The sequence below is a fragment of the Pseudomonas alkylphenolica genome, from assembly GCF_000746525.1.
GTDB classification, from domain to species: domain Bacteria; phylum Pseudomonadota; class Gammaproteobacteria; order Pseudomonadales; family Pseudomonadaceae; genus Aquipseudomonas; species Aquipseudomonas alkylphenolica.
On the sequence record NZ_CP009048.1, the window covers coordinates 5,522,418 to 5,537,716 of the forward strand.

At 62.2% G+C, this 15,299-nt stretch carries 12 protein-coding genes; 5 read left to right on the top strand and 7 right to left on the bottom strand.

Features of this window, described 5'->3' with window-relative positions:
* Nucleotides 1–333 precede the first annotated feature (333 nt).
* Nucleotides 334–1,710, top strand: coding sequence for a glutamine synthetase family protein (locus tag PSAKL28_RS25240; RefSeq protein WP_038615652.1), 1,377 nt, complete (start codon nt 334–336; stop codon nt 1,708–1,710).
* A 75-nt stretch (nt 1,711–1,785) separates the two neighbouring features.
* Here PSAKL28_RS25240 and argA read toward each other — a convergent pair whose 3' ends face one another.
* Entirely contained in the window at nt 1,786–3,084 is a 1,299-nt protein-coding gene (argA, locus tag PSAKL28_RS25245; RefSeq protein ID WP_038615655.1) for an amino-acid N-acetyltransferase, read from the bottom strand.
* 115 nt (nt 3,085–3,199) lie between these two features.
* Nucleotides 3,200–4,357, bottom strand: coding sequence for an acetylornithine deacetylase (gene argE / locus PSAKL28_RS25250; protein WP_038615668.1), 1,158 nt, complete (start codon nt 4,355–4,357; stop codon nt 3,200–3,202).
* Between the two features lie 127 nt (nt 4,358–4,484).
* Here argE and PSAKL28_RS25255 point away from each other — a divergent pair, with 127 nt between their 5' ends.
* Nucleotides 4,485–5,876 carry a CYTH domain-containing protein gene (locus tag PSAKL28_RS25255; RefSeq protein ID WP_038615670.1) on the top strand — a complete coding sequence of 464 codons (1,392 nt, stop codon included), beginning with the start codon at nt 4,485–4,487 and terminating at the stop codon, nt 5,874–5,876.
* A gap of 3 nt (nt 5,877–5,879) precedes the next feature.
* On the opposite strand, the gene PSAKL28_RS25260 is transcribed toward PSAKL28_RS25255, so the two are convergent.
* Nucleotides 5,880–6,350: an Lrp/AsnC family transcriptional regulator gene (locus PSAKL28_RS25260; protein ID WP_038615673.1), complete on the bottom strand. Its 471-nt coding sequence runs from the start codon at nt 6,348–6,350 to the stop codon at nt 5,880–5,882.
* 125 nt (nt 6,351–6,475) lie between these two features.
* Here PSAKL28_RS25260 and PSAKL28_RS25265 point away from each other — a divergent pair, with 125 nt between their 5' ends.
* The 3 genes from PSAKL28_RS25265 (at nt 6,476) to PSAKL28_RS25275 (ending at nt 8,974) form a co-directional block, all read left to right on the top strand.
* Entirely contained in the window at nt 6,476–6,796 is a 321-nt protein-coding gene (locus tag PSAKL28_RS25265; protein WP_051939570.1) for an ACT-like domain-containing protein, read from the top strand.
* 99 nt (nt 6,797–6,895) lie between these two features.
* Complete coding sequence (locus PSAKL28_RS25270; RefSeq protein WP_038615676.1) at nt 6,896–8,605, top strand: GspE/PulE family protein; 1,710 nt, start codon at nt 6,896–6,898, stop codon at nt 8,603–8,605.
* 54 nt (nt 8,606–8,659) lie between these two features.
* Entirely contained in the window at nt 8,660–8,974 is a 315-nt protein-coding gene (locus tag PSAKL28_RS25275; RefSeq protein ID WP_038615678.1) for a DUF2388 domain-containing protein, read from the top strand.
* A gap of 61 nt (nt 8,975–9,035) precedes the next feature.
* Here the strand turns inward: PSAKL28_RS25275 and gcvP are convergent, their stop codons facing one another.
* The 4 genes from gcvP to PSAKL28_RS25295 all read right to left on the bottom strand — a co-directional run bounded on the left by gcvP (nt 9,036) and on the right by PSAKL28_RS25295 (nt 15,249).
* Complete coding sequence (gcvP, locus tag PSAKL28_RS25280; protein ID WP_038615681.1) at nt 9,036–11,912, bottom strand: aminomethyl-transferring glycine dehydrogenase; 2,877 nt, start codon at nt 11,910–11,912, stop codon at nt 9,036–9,038.
* 81 nt (nt 11,913–11,993) lie between these two features.
* Nucleotides 11,994–12,377 (bottom strand): glycine cleavage system protein GcvH, encoded by a 384-nt coding sequence (gcvH, locus tag PSAKL28_RS25285; RefSeq protein ID WP_038615684.1) that lies wholly within the window; start codon nt 12,375–12,377, stop codon nt 11,994–11,996.
* Nucleotides 12,378–12,422: 45 nt separating this feature from the next.
* Nucleotides 12,423–13,505 carry a glycine cleavage system aminomethyltransferase GcvT gene (gcvT, locus tag PSAKL28_RS25290; RefSeq protein ID WP_038615686.1) on the bottom strand — a complete coding sequence of 361 codons (1,083 nt, stop codon included), beginning with the start codon at nt 13,503–13,505 and terminating at the stop codon, nt 12,423–12,425.
* 121 nt (nt 13,506–13,626) lie between these two features.
* Complete coding sequence (locus tag PSAKL28_RS25295; RefSeq protein ID WP_038615688.1) at nt 13,627–15,249, bottom strand: ABC transporter permease; 1,623 nt, start codon at nt 15,247–15,249, stop codon at nt 13,627–13,629.
* Nucleotides 15,250–15,299: the final 50 nt, after the last annotated feature.

Below are 15,299 nucleotides of genomic sequence, written 5' to 3' on the forward strand. Positions count from 1 at the left end.
TGCAAACCGATCTGCGCGCGGCAGAGGGTGATGCCGGTTGTCGGCAGGCGTGACATGTAACCCCCGGTATTATTGATGTTATGGGTTGCCACCGAGCTTAGCCTTGTTCATTTTTTTACACAACACCCCCGTAAAAAATAGAACACGGCCCGCTCAAGATCGCTCATATCGTACGAAAGCAGCGATTGTCCGCGCCCTCTATTGCAGCAAAAATGCCGCTCAAGGGCCGTTTTAGGGCATCATGGGCTTGGCTTGACTTCAGTAGGGCTTTCCGATTGACTGGAGCTGCAAGCCCCCATTGATTGATATTTTTAACAACAAAGGTGTTGCATCATGTCGGTACCCCCGCGTGCCGTTCAGCTTAACGAAGCGAACGCGTTCCTTAAGGAACATCCTGAGGTTCTCTACGTTGACCTTCTGATTGCAGATATGAATGGTGTGGTGCGTGGCAAGCGCATCGAGCGCACCAGCCTCCACAAGGTTTACGAGAAAGGCATCAACCTGCCGGCCTCCCTCTTCGCATTGGATATCAACGGCTCCACGGTCGAAAGCACCGGCCTGGGCCTGGACATCGGCGATGCCGACCGCATCTGCTATCCAATCCCCGACACCCTGTCCAACGAGCCTTGGCAGAAGCGCCCTACCGCGCAACTGCTGATGACCATGCACGAACTTGAAGGCGAGCCGTTCTTTGCCGACCCGCGGGAAGTCCTGCGCCAGGTAGTGAGCAAGTTCGACGAGATGGGCCTGACCATCTGCGCCGCGTTCGAGCTGGAGTTCTACCTGATCGACCAGGAAAACGTGAACGGCCGTCCACAGCCGCCACGCTCGCCGATTTCCGGCAAACGTCCGATGTCGACCCAGGTTTACCTGATCGATGACCTCGACGAGTACGTCGACTGCCTGCAGGACATCCTCGAAGGCGCCAAAGAGCAGGGCATCCCTGCCGACGCGATCGTCAAGGAAAGCGCCCCGGCGCAGTTCGAAGTCAACCTGCACCACGTTGCCGACCCGATGAAGGCCTGCGACTACGCGGTACTGCTCAAGCGCCTGATCAAGAACATCGCCTACGACCATGAGATGGATACCACCTTCATGGCCAAGCCCTATCCGGGTCAGGCGGGTAATGGTCTGCACGTCCATATCTCGGTGCTGGACAAAGATGGCAAGAACATCTTCACCAGCGAGGATCCCGAGCAGAACGCCGCACTGCGTCACGCGATCGGCGGTGTGCTCGAGACCCTACCGGCGTCGATGGCGTTCCTCTGCCCGAACGTCAACTCGTACCGCCGTTTCGGTGCCCAGTTCTACGTGCCGAACTCGCCAAGTTGGGGCCTGGACAACCGTACCGTGGCCTTGCGCGTGCCGACCGGTTCACCCGATGCAGTACGCATCGAACACCGTGTCGCCGGTGCCGACGCCAACCCGTACCTGCTGATGGCTGCTGTCCTGGCCGGTGTTCACCATGGCTTGACCAACAAGGTCGAACCGGGCGAGCCAACCGAAGGCAACTCCTACGAGCAGAACGAGCAAAGCCTGCCGAACAACCTGCGTGATGCCCTGCGCGAGCTGGACGACAGCGAGATCCTGGCCAAGTACATCGATCCGAAATACATCGATATCTTCGTGGCCTGTAAAGAGAGCGAGCTGGAGGAGTTCGAACACTCCATCTCCGATCTTGAGTACAACTGGTACCTGCATACCGTTTGATGGACTTATCGCGGGGCAAGCCCGCTCCCACAGGTTTATTACAACCCGGTGGGAGCGGGCTTGCCCCGCGATGCCTTACAAAGCCTTCTCGAAAATCTTCGAATTACGCTGGTAGTTGTACAGTGAAGCCCGCGCCGCCGGCAGCCGCTCGACCTCACTGGGCACAAAGCCCCGCTCTCTGAACCAGTGCGCAGTCCGCGTCGTCAGCACAAACAGGGTATTGAGCCCCATTTCCCGCGCCCGCGTTTCGATGCGCTCAAGCAGCTCATCACCGCGACCGCCATGGCGATACTCGGGATTGACCGCCAGACACGCCAACTCCCCGGCCTCGGAATCGGCAATCGGATACAACGCCGCACAGGCGATGATCATGCCTTCGCGCTCGACCACGCTGAACTGCTCGATCTCGCGCTCCAGCACCTCACGCGAACGCCGCACCAGAATGCCCTGCTCTTCCAGCGGGCTGATCAGATCCAGCAAACCACCGACATCCTCGATCGCCGCCTCACGGACCTTCTCGAACTGCTCCTGGGCCACCAGGGTTCCGCCACCGTCACGGGTGAACAGCTCGGTCAGCAAGGCGCCGTCTTCGGCATAGCTGACGATATGGCTACGCGCCACGCCGCCACGGCAGGCCTCGGCGGCGGCATCGAGCAACTCGCCCTGATAATCACTGCCAAGACGCTGCAGATGCGCAGGCACCTGTTGCGGACGCAGTTCCCGCACCAGCCGCCCTTGCTCGTCGATCAGACCGCGCTCGGCACCGAACAGCAGCAACTTGTCGGCCTCAAGCTCGATGGCGGCACGGGTCGCGACGTCTTCGCAGGCCAGGTTGAAGATTTCGCCCGTCGGTGAGTACCCCAGCGGCGACAACAAGACGATCGAACGCTCATCGAGCAGGCGGTTGATGCCTTTGCGATCGACCCGGCGCACTTCACCGGTGTGGTGATAATCCACGCCTTCAAGCACGCCGATAGGACGCGCGGTCACCAGGTTGCCGGAGGCCACGCGCAAGCGCGAACCCTGCATCGGCGACGCGGCCATGTCCATCGACAGGCGCGCTTCGATCGCAATACGCAGGTGCCCTACGGCATCGATCACGCACTCCAGGGTGGCCGCATCGGTGATGCGCATGCCGCGATGGTAGTGCGGGGTCAGGCCGCGACTGGCCAGGCGGGTTTCGATCTGCGGGCGCGAACCATGCACCAGCACCAGGCGTACCCCGAGGCTGTGCAGCAGCACCAGGTCGTGGACGATATTGCCGAAGTTGGGGTGTTCGACCCCGTCACCGGGCAGCATGACCACGAAGGTGCATTCCCGGTGGGCGTTGATGTAAGGCGAAGCATGACGCAGCCAGTTGACGTAATCGGGCATAACCACAGAGCCTGTAGAAAAAGGGACAAGAACGGGAAAGCACACAGCGCTCGAAGGGTTATCGTCGGAACAGGCTTGGCGTCACGCGCAATCTCCTTTGGGAAAACGGCTGAACTCAGCGGGCAATTACCGGGCTCAGGCAATAATGTTCGATCAATTCACGCAATAGACGCACGGTAGGCTGCAAGCGTGACATTTCAAGGTATTCGCCCGGTTGATGGGCGCACGCGATATCGCCCGGGCCCAGTACCAAGGTTTCGCAGCCCAGGCGCTGAAGATAAGGCGCTTCGGTGCCAAAGGCTACCGCTTCGGCGCGATGTCCGGTAAGACGTTCGGCCAGGCGCACCAGTTCCGTATCGGCGGCCTGCTCGAACGGCGGCACTTCGGGGAACAACGGGGCATAGTCGATTTTCACCTGGTGCTGCTCGGCCAACGGCGCCAGTTTCTGCCGGATGGCCGCACGCAGCGCCTCTGGGTCCATGCCCGGCAACGGCCGCAGATCGAACTCCAGGGCGCACTGGCCGCAGATCCGGTTGGGGTTGTCACCGCCATGGATGCAGCCGAAGTTCAGGGTCGGATGCGGCACACTGAACTGGGCGTTGTTGAATTCTTTCTGCCATTGCCGGCGCAAGCCCATCAGTTCAGCCATCACCTGATGCATCGCCTCCAGCGCACTACGGCCCAGGCTCGGATCCGACGAATGGCCGCTGCGGCCAAGGATGTCGATGCGCTCCATCATCACCCCCTTGTGCAGGCGGATCGGCTTCAGTCCGGTCGGCTCGCCGATTACTGCCGCGCGGCCCAGCGGGCGACCGGCTTCGGCCAGGGCGCGAGCGCCGGACATGGAGCTTTCTTCGTCGCAGGTGGCGAGAATCAGTAGCGGCTGCTTGAAATCATGGGCCAGCAATGGCTGCACCGCCTCGATGATCAAGGCGAAGAAGCCTTTCATGTCGCAACTGCCAAGACCGACCCAGCGACCGTCGACTTCGGTCAGCTTCAGCGGATCGGTCTGCCACAGCCCGGGATCATAGGGCACAGTATCGCTATGCCCGGCCAGCACCAGCCCGCCCGGGCCACTGCCGTAACTGGCGAGCAGATTGAACTTGCCCGGTGTCACCTGCTGGATATCGCAGGCAAACCCCAGATCACCCAGCCAGCCCGCCAGCAAGTCGATTACGGCACGGTTGGACTGGTCCAGCGCAGGTTGGGTACAGCTGACCGAAGGCGCGGCAATCAACGCGGCGAACTGGTCTTTGAGCGATGGCAGTGGCATGCGCTTTCTCCTTGAGGCGAATCCCATCATAGGGCCTTCGGGCACCTGGAATAAACCGTCAGCGGCCGAGTCCTGTACACTGCACGGCCAAGACGCTCCCTGTCATCCGAGCCTGGATTACTCAGCAATGCACAAAGAAACCGAAATCAAACTGCGGGTCAGCCGCGAGACCCTCGCCGCCCTGCGCGAACACCCATTGCTGAAGAAGCGTAACAAGTCTGGCTGGCAGCAGCGCGAGCTGCTGAATCAGTACTTCGACACCCCTGAGCGTGACCTGGCCGCCGCCAAGGTAGCGCTGCGCCTGCGCCGCGACGGCGACGTGGTCATCCAGACCCTCAAGACCCGCGGCCAGAGCGTCGCCGGTCTGTCGCAGCGCAATGAACACGAGTGGCAACTGCCCAAGGCCAAGCTGGACCTGAAGAAGCTCGACGACGAATGCTGGCCGGCAGAACTCGCCGAGGTCGACAAAAAGTCTATCAAAGCGCTGTTCACCACCGATTTCACCCGTGAATACGCGGAAATCGCCTGGGGCCGTGGTAAAGCCAAGGTGGTTATCGAAGCCGCTTTGGACCTGGGTACCGTGGTTGCGGGCAAGCAGAAAGAAGAAATCTGCGAGCTGGAACTGGAGCTGCGTGAAGGCGAGCCAGAAGCGCTGCTGGAATTGGCTGCCGAGCTGTCCGCCGCCCTGCCGCTGTTCCCGTGCGACATCAGCAAGGCTGAACGCGGATATCGCCTGCTCGACCCGACCAGCTACGCGCTGAGCCTGCCGGCTGCCGAACTGAGTGCCGAAATGTCCCTCGACGACGCCTTCGCCGCCCTCGCCTGGCAACTGCTTGGTGCCAGCCAGCGCCTGGCCGAACAGTACCGTTTCAATGGCCACTGGCGCCTGCTGCAGGACTGGGTGCAGGCCCTGGCCGAACTGCGCGCCCTGGCCAGCAGCCTGGGTCAGGCCGCGCCGCGTACGACCACTGCGGCTTTGCGCAGCAGCCTCGATGCCCTGCTGGAAGACTGGCGCCCACTGGTACTGGCCGGCAACGACGACGAAGACGTGCGCCGTGCGGCCCCTGAGCAGTTCGCCGAAGAACTGCTGGACACCCGCTGGGGTCAGTTCTCCCTGGAAACCTCGCGCTGGCTGCTGGCCCGCGGCTGGACCGTCGAGCGTAACAAGCGCGGCGACCGTCAGGGTGCCGCCCAACTGGCCAACTGGCTCAACGTGCTGCTGGCCGACGAGGCCAAGGCCCTGAACCTGCCGCTGTACCATCGTCAGCCGGAAGACCTGGCCGAACAGCTGCCGCGTATCGAGCGCCTGCTGGCCTGGCTGCACCATGCCCGTCAGGTGCTGGAGAGCCCGGACCTGGACCGCCTGTTCGGTGAACTGAACAAGCTGCACGAGCTGGCCAACCAGTCGATCAGCGACGAAGTGGAAACCGACGTTCGCAGCGAAGTTCTGCAAGCCCGTGCCGATCAGGCCATGGCCGTGTTCCAGAGCCGCGGCTGGAAGCACCTGCTGCGCAAGTAAGCCTTAGCGCAGCACCGGTAGACTGGTCGTGGACTTGATTTCGGACAAGGCCACGATCGAGTTGACCTCCTGGATCCCCGGCACCATCGACAGCTTCTCGAAGAAAAACCGTTCGTAGGCTTCGATGTCCGGGGTGACAATGCGCAGCAGAAAATCCACTGCGCCCATCAGCACATAGCATTCCAGCACTTCCGGGAAACCGCGAATCGCCTCGGTGAACTCGGTGAAGTTGGAGCGTCCGTGGGCGTTGAGTTTGACCTCGGCGAAAATCTGCGTGTTGAGGCCAATCTTCTTGCGATCGAGCAAGGTCACCTGGCCGCGAATCACCCCCTCCTCTTTCAAGCGCTGAATCCGTCGCCAGCAGGGCGACTGGGAAAGACCGACGCGCTCGGCAATCTGCGCGCTGGACAGCGAAGCATCCTCCTGTAGCAAGGCCAGAATGCGGCGATCGTAAGCGTCCAGCTCGCTTTGCATAATTTCTCTCCAATTGTGCGCTTGTGCGAATTGAACAAGTCTTCAACTCGCCATATTCACCGATCATAGAGAAAAAATACCGGCTTGCGCATGTGAAAATTTCTCGCATTGAACCGGAGAATCCCATGAGCGCACTTGAACGCTTCGACAGCCCGCTAACCCCACTGCGTGACGACGTCTGGGCCGTCGGCAACACACACAGCTGCGTGCACTATCAGCTGCAGGTCGAAGCCGAGCCGGACAGCCTGTGTCGTGTTTTGAATCTGTTCGCCCTGCAGTTCCTCACGCCGCATAAAGTGCTGATGAAACAAGAGGACGATCTGCTGGAAATCGAGATCGAGATTGCCGGTTTGAGCTGGCACCGGGCCGAACTCATTGCACAAAAAATGCGCAACCTGATCTGCGTCGATGACGTTCGCCTGCGGCCTGCCCAGCGTCCGGGCTGAGTGTGGAAATGCCTGGAAACGCAGATCGTCCTTGCTATTGCCCAGAGTCAACTACGCTTGTGATTGCCACCCCTTCAGGCAGCAAGGCAAGGACGCCACATGACTGTCAGCGACGAGGATCGCAGGCTGAGCCTGGACGGCCTCCTGACCGACCTGCTCGACGCTCGACTCATCAATCCGGACGCCGCTCAGCTACTGCGAACCCAGCACCTGGCCAGCGACGTCCACCCCCTCGAACACATCGCCCGCCAGGCTCTGCCTGACCCACGCCAACCCGGCCAGCGCCTGAATCTGGAAACCCTGTGCCAGTGGCTGGCCAAGCAGGCCGGATTGCCCTATCTGTACATCGACCCGCTGCAGCTCGACCTCAACGCAACCACCGGCCTGATGTCCGCGGCCTTTGCCCGGCGTCACGGCATTCTGGCGATTGCTGTGGATAACCTTGGCGTTACCGTGGCCAGTGCCGAGCCCTATGTCAGGTCCTGGGAAGCCGATCTGGCCCAGGTGCTGCGGCGCCCGATCAAACACGTGCTGGCCAGCCCGGTGCAGATCCGCCAGTTCAGCCAGGCGTTCTTCCACCTCGCCCGCTCGGTCAACGGCGCCAGCCGCCAGCCAGTCCCCGCGCCTGCACCGGCCAATCTTGAACAATTGCTCGAACTGGGTACAAACGGCCAGCAACATGAAGGGGATGATGCCCATATCGTCACCATCGTCGACTGGCTGCTGCAGTACGCCTTCGATCAACGCGCCAGCGATATTCATCTGGAGCCACGACGCGACCAGGGCCATTTGCGCTTTCGCATCGACGGTTTGCTGCACCCGGTCTATCAGTTCCCCGCCGAGGTCACCCTGGCGATCATCAGCCGCCTGAAAACCCTCGGGCGCATGAACGTCGCTGAAAAGCGCCGCCCCCAGGATGGCCGGATCAAGACCCGCCTGGCGGCTGGCAACGAAGTCGAGCTGCGCCTGTCGACGCTGCCCACCACCTTCGGCGAAAAGCTGGTGTTGCGCATCTTCGACCCCGCCCTGCTGCAGCAGGACTTGCGCCAGTTAGGGCTGGAGGATGACGACCTGCTGCGCTGGCAAGCGCTGATCGGGCAACGCCACGGCCTGATCCTGGTCACAGGTCCGACCGGGTCGGGCAAGACCAGCACCCTGTACGCGACCCTCAAGTACCTGGCCACACCTCAGGTCAACCTGTGTACCGTCGAAGACCCGATCGAAATGGTCGAACCCGGGTTCAACCAGCTGCAGGTCCATCCGGCCATAGACCTGGGCTTTGCCGAAGGCGCCCGCGCCCTGCTGCGCCAGGACCCGGACATCATCATGATCGGTGAGATCCGCGACCTGGAGACTGCCCAGGTGGCCTTCCAGGCCGCGCTGACCGGCCACCTGGTGCTATCCACCCTGCACACCAACGACGCCTGCAGCGCCATTAACCGCCTGCTTGAGCTAGGTGTTGCGCCGCACTTGATCAAGGCCGGATTGATCGGGGTCATGGCCCAGCGCCTGGTACGTACGCTGTGCCGGGCCTGTAAAGCGCCAGCGCCCGCAGGTGAAGCCGGCTATCAAGCCAGAGGCTGCAATGAGTGCCGGCAGACGGGCTATCACGGGCGCACCGGTATCCACGAACTGCTGTACCTGAGCGAAACGCTGATCAGCCAGATCCGTAGCGATACCGACCTGGCAATCCTGCGTCGTCAAGCCCGCGACGAAGGCCTGAAAAGCCTGCAACAGCGCGGCGCGCAGAAGGTAGTGAATGGCCTGACCACGGCGGCGGAAGTACTGCGTGTCGCCCCAGGGAACTAGATGCGGGGGAACCGATCCAAGCTGCCAGTTAACCTCAGTTGGAGTCACCCGTAGATGCGTCTCAAATTTGCAGTCGCGACCCTTGCCCTGCTCTCCCTGCCAGTCGGTTCAGCCATGGCCGATACGTTCTGGCGCAATGTCATTTCCTCCGGCGCGACCACCGCGTCTTCCTACCTGACGTCCAAGGATCACAAACTGGTGGTTGCAGCTCAGGATGATGCGGGCAGCTTCGTTGCCAGCGAAGGCGCAATTCGTGGTCCGTACCTGGAATCGGCCATGCAGAAAGTCCGGGCTGACAATCCTGGGCTTGAGGTCAGCGATATGGACCTGGCGCAGGCGATCCTGGCCAAGAATGCGGTAGCGCAGTAATTCATCGCGGGGCAAGCCCGCTCCCACCGGCCTTGCCTGTGGGAGCGGGCTTGCCCCGCGATCAGGTCCGGTAATCCTCCACCGGCACACAGGCACAGAACAGATTCCGGTCACCAAACACGTTGTCCACCCGATTAACCGCCGGCCAGTACTTGTGCAGGCGTACATGCTCACTGGGCGCAATGCCCTGGGCAATGCTGTAAGGCCGCTCCCACACCCCTAGTACATCCGCCAAGGTATGCGGCGCATGCTTGAGCGGGTTGTCTTCCGCCGGCCAGTTGCCGTCCTGCACCTCACGGATTTCCGCGCGAATGCTCAGCATCGCCTCGATAAAGCGATCCAGTTCGGCCTTCGGCTCACTCTCGGTCGGCTCGACCATCAGGGTACCCGGCACCGGGAACGACATGGTCGGGGCATGAAAGCCGTAATCCATCAGACGCTTGGCCACATCCTCCTCACTGATCCCGGTCAAGGCTTTCAACGGCCGCAGGTCGAGGATGCATTCATGCGCCACGCGCCCGTTGCGCCCCCGGTACAGCACCGGGAATGCGCCACCCAGCCGTTCGGCCAGGTAGTTGGCCGAGAGGATCGCCACCTCGCTGGCGTCGGCCAGTTGCGGGCCCATCATGGCGATGTACATCCAGCTGATCGGCAGAATGCTTGCGCTGCCCCAGGGCGCGGCACTCACCGCCGTGTTCTGCGGGTCCGGCCCGGGGATGGGGATCACCGGGTGGCTGGCAACGAACGGCGCCAGATGGGCGCGCACGCCAATCGGGCCCATGCCCGGGCCGCCACCGCCGTGGGGAATGCAGAAGGTCTTGTGCAGGTTCATGTGCGAGACATCGGCACCGATATCGGCTGGTCGGGTCAGGCCGACCTGGGCATTGAGGTTGGCGCCGTCCATGTACACCTGGCCACCCTGGTTGTGGATAACCTCGCAGATTTCGCTGATGCCTTCTTCGTACACACCATGGGTCGACGGATAGGTCGCCATCAGGCACGACAGGCGCTCACCTGCCGCCTGCGCCTTGGCCTTGAGGTCGGCCAGATCGACGTTACCGGCCTCGTCACACTCGACGATTACCACCTGCATCCCCGCCATCTGCGCCGACGCCGGGTTGGTGCCGTGGGCTGACGAGGGAATCAGGCAGATGTCGCGCTGAGGCTGATGGCGACTACGGTGATACTTGGCAATGGCCATCAGCCCGGCGTACTCGCCCTGGGCGCCGGAGTTGGGCTGCATGCAGATGGCGTCGAAGCCGGTGATCGCACACAGCCAGGCTTCCAGCTCATCGATCATCGCCTTGTAACCCTGCACCTGCGCCGCCGGGGCAAACGGATGCAACAAGGCGAAGCCTGGCCAGGTAATCGGGATCATCTCGCTGCTGGCATTGAGTTTCATGGTGCAGGATCCCAGCGGGATCATCGACTGGTTCAGCGCCAGGTCCTTGTTCTCCAGCTGCTTGAGGTAACGCAGCATCTCGGTTTCGCTGTGGTGCAGGTTGAACACCGGATGCGTAAGGAAGGTCGAGTGCCGCACCAGGGCCGCCGGAATACCTTCCGGCAAGGCCAGGGCATCGAGGCTGGCGATATCCAGGCCGTGGTCGACGCCGAGGAAGATATCGAACAGACGCAGTACCGTGGATTCGTCACAGGTCTCGTCGAGACTCACGCCCAACTGACCGCGACCAAGAATGCGCAGGTTGATCTGCGCCGCTTCGGCGCTTTCGATGATCGCCGTCTGACTGCCGCCGACCTCCAGGGTCAAGGTGTCGAAGAAGTGCTCGTTGAGGCGCTTGATGCCCTTGCTCTCCAGCCCCGCAGCAAGCACAAAAGTCAGCGCGTGCACGCGCTGGGCGATGCGCTGCAGGCCTTCCGGACCGTGGTACACCGCGTAAAAAGCAGCGATGTTGGCCAGCAGCACCTGCGCCGTGCAGATGTTGGAGTTGGCCTTCTCGCGGCGGATATGCTGCTCGCGGGTCTGCAGGGCCATGCGCAACGCGACGTTGCCGCGGGCATCCTTGGACACACCGATGATGCGCCCGGGCATGGCCCGCTTGAAAGCGTCACGACAGGCAAAGTAGGCGGCATGCGGACCGCCATAGCCCATCGGCACGCCAAAGCGTTGGGTCGTGCCCAAAACAACGTCGGCGCCCTGCTCACCCGGTGGGGTCAACATCAACAGGCTGAGCAAGTCGGCGGCTACGCAGGCCAAGGCGTGCTGGTTATGCAGCTGTGCGATCAACGGCCGCAGGTCGCGGATCTCGCCGTGGGTGTCGGGGTACTGCAGCAAAGCCCCGAATACCTGGTAATTGCCGAGGTTATCCACAGCATCGACGACCAGTTCGAAGCCGAAACCTTCGGCGCGGGTCTTTAGCACCGAGAGGGTCTGTGGATGGCAGTGCTGATCGGCAAAGAACACGTTGCTTTTCGACTTGGCCATGCGTTTGGCCAGGGCCATGGCTTCAGCGGCCGCAGTGGCTTCATCAAGCAAGGAGGCGTTAGCCAGGTCCAGGCCGGTGAGGTCGATGATCATCTGCTGGAAATTCAGCAAGGCTTCCAGGCGGCCCTGGGCAATTTCCGGCTGATAAGGCGTGTAGGCGGTGTACCAACCCGGGTTTTCCAGGACGTTACGCAGGATGACGTTCGGCGTGACGGTACCGTGATAACCCATGCCGATCAGGCTGGTCCACACCTGGTTCTGCTCGGCATAGCCCCTGAGCTTGTTCAGGGCGGCCTGTTCATCCAGGGCGGGGGGCAGGTCCAACGGACGGTTCAGACGAATGCCCGGCGGCACGGTCTGCTCGATCAGCTCACGGCGACTACCCAGGCTAAGGGCCTGAAGCATCACCTGCTGCTCCGGGGCATCTGGGCCCAGGTGGCGACGCAGGAACGGATTGGGGTCGTGCAGTTGGCTCAGGGACGGCGACTGGGACATAGCGGCTCTCTCTTCCTAGACCAAGCCTCGACCAGTCGAGGCATATTGAGTCTAGGAAGAGATTGCCGCTTTGTGTGAAAACTATTCGCCGATGGCGGCTTGGTAACCGGCGGCGTCGAGCAGTTTGTCCAGCTCGGCCTTGTCGCTTGGCTTGAGCTTGAAGATCCAGCTGCCGTACGGATCGCTGTTCAGCGACTCAGGGCTGTCGGCCAACGCTTCGTTGACCGCGATCACTTCACCGCTGACCGGTGCGTAGATGTCCGAAGCGGCCTTGACCGACTCGACCACGCCGGCAGCATCGCCTGCGGCGAAGACCTTGCCGACTTCCGCCAGTTCGACAAACACCACGTCACCCAGGGCTTCCTGAGCGTGGTCGCTAATACCGACGGTCACCGTGCCGTCAGCTTCCAGTTTGGCCCACTCGTGACTCTCGGCAAAACGCAGGTCGGCGGGGATATTGCTCATCTTGTTGTCCTCGATAGGGTCAGCGGTAGGCCCGCCAGAATTGGTTCAGATCAGAATCTTGCCATGGCGCACGAAGGTCGGCTTGACCACCCGCACCGGGTACCACTTGCCGCGAATCTCCACCTCGGCACGATCGGCGGTTGCCATCGGCACCCGCGCCAGCGCAATCGACTTGCTCAGCGTAGGAGAGAAACTACCACTGGTGATCTCTCCTTCGCCAATCCCGGCGACGCGAACCACCTGGTGGGCGCGCAGAACACCGCGCTCTTCCAGCACCAGGCCGACCAGTTTCTGCTCAACGCCGTGTTCGATTTCCGCCAGCAGACCGCTACGGCCGATGAAGTCACGCCCGGCCGGCTCCCAGGCCACGCTCCAGCCCAGGTTGGAGGTCAGCGGGGTATGCGCTTCGTCGATGTCCTGGCCATACAGGTTCATGCCGGCCTCAAGGCGCAGGGTGTCACGCGCGCCGAGACCGCTCGGGGCAATACCTGCACCGACCAGATCGTTGAAGAATGCGGGGGCCTGTACAGCCGGGAAGATGATCTCCAGGCCGTCTTCGCCGGTATACCCGGTGCGGGCGATAAACCAGTCGCCCTCGGCGTGGCCTTCGAACGGCTTGAGCTCGCGGATCAGTGCGGCGCGCGGCGCCGATAGCAGTTCGGCGACCTTGGTGCGGGCTTCAGGCCCCTGGATGGCGAGTATCGCAAGCTCCGGACGCTCATGGATCTTGACGTCAAAATCGCCCTTGCAGGCGTTTAACCAGGCCAGGTCCTTGTCGCGGGTCGAAGCGTTGACCACCAGGCGGTAACCGTCTTCGCAGCGGTAGGCGATCATGTCGTCGATGACCTTGCCCTGCTCGTCGAGCATGGTGCTGTACAGGGCCTTGCCGGTTTCAGTCAGACGAGCAACATCATTGGCCAACAGGCGCTGCAGCCAGACAGTTGCCTGCGCGCCATGGACATCGATCACGGTCATATGGGAAACATCAAACACCCCGCAGTCACGGCGCACCTGATGGTGCTCCTCGACCTGCGAGCCATAATGCAAGGGCATGTCCCAACCGCCAAAATCGACCATCTTGGCGCCTAGCGCCAGGTGCAGGTCATACAGAGGCGTGCGCAGTCCCATGGGTTTCTCCTTCCGGGCGTGGCGAAGCTACGGCTGTTGGCAGCATTTCAGCTACCCGGTCTGTAGGACCGGCCGCAGCGAATGCCGCGCATTGTAGCTGCAAGCTTGATGGCTGACATCCTCAGCGCGTTTGACCGACGTGTCGGGCTGAACGTCGAATCAGGCCGATGACCGGCAACAGACCGACCAGGATCAGCGTCAGGGCCGGCAACGAGGCCCGTGCCCACTCGCCTTCGCTGGTCATTTCAAACACGCGCACAGCCAGGGTGTCCCAGCCGAACGGACGCATCAGCAAGGTCGCCGGCATTTCCTTGAGCACATCGACAAACACCAGCAAGGCCGCACTCAAGGCACCCGGCACCAACAGCGGCAGATACACCTTGAAAAACAATCTCGGGCCACTGACACCAAGACTGCGCGAAGCTTCCGGCAGCGAGGGGCGAATCCGTCCCAGGCTGTTCTCCAGCGGTCCGTACGCCACGGCAATGAAACGCACCAGGTAGGCCAGCAGCAGGGCATACAGGCTACCCAGCAACAGTGGCCTGCCGGCACCGCCGAGCCAGTTGGACAGCGGCACCACCACCTGGTTGTCCAGGTAACTGAACGCCAGCATGATCGACACCGCCAGCACCGAGCCAGGCAAGGCATACCCCAGGTTGGCCAGCCCGACCCCGGCGCGGATGCCCGGCGCGGACGATTGCCGGCGGGCGAACGCCAGCACCAGGGCGACACAGACAGTGATCAGCGCGGCCATGGCCCCCAGATAAAGGGTGTGCAGGATCAGGCTGGTGTAACGCTCATCCAGGTCGAAACGTCCGCGTTGCCAGAACCACACCAGCAATTGCAGCAGCGGGATGACGAAGGCACAGGCAAACACCAGCAGGCACCAGCCACTGGCCGCCAGCGCCTTGATCCCGCGCAGGTGGTACAGCGCCTTGCCGCGCGGACGCTCATTGCTGCCACGCACGGCGCCACGGGCACGGCGCTCGCCGTAGAGCACCAGCATCACCGCCAGCAGCAGCAAACTGGCCAGCTGCGCCGCACTCGACAGGCTGAAGAAGCCATACCAGGTCTTGTAGATCGCCGTGGTGAAGGTGTCGAAGTTGAACACCGACACCGCACCGAAATCGGCCAGGGTTTCCATCAAGGCCAGGGCGACACCGGCGCCGATAGCCGGACGGGCCATCGGCAACGCCACCCGCCAGAACGCTTGCAACGGCGAATGCCCAAGCACCCGCGCCGCTTCCATCAGGCCTTTGCCCTGGGCCAGGAAGGCGGTGCGTGCAAGCAGGTAAACGTAGGGGTAGAACACCAGCACCAGAACGATGATCACCCCGCCGGTGGAGCGTACCCGCGGCAGGCGCATCGGCCCGAACCATTCACGCAGCAGGGTTTGCACCGGCCCGGCAAAGTCCAGCAGGCCGACGAAGACGAATGCCAGCACATAGGCCGGAATGGCGAACGGCAGCATCAACGCCCAGTCCAGCCAGCGCCGTCCGGGGAATTCGCACAGGCTGGTGAGCCAGGCCAGGCTCACGCCGAGCAAAGTGACGCCGATGCCGACGCCGGCAATCAGGGTCAGGGTGTTGCCCAACAGGCGGCTCATCTGGGTATCGAGCAGGTGCGACCAGATCTGCATGTCGACCGACTGCCAGGACAACAGCAGCACGCTCAGCGGCAGCAGCACCAGGGCGGCAATGGCGAAAACCAGGGGATACCAACGGCGTTGGGCGGGGTGAGCCAAAAGAAGAAATCTCTATGTGGGTGGGAGCGGGCTTGCCCCGCGATTGCATT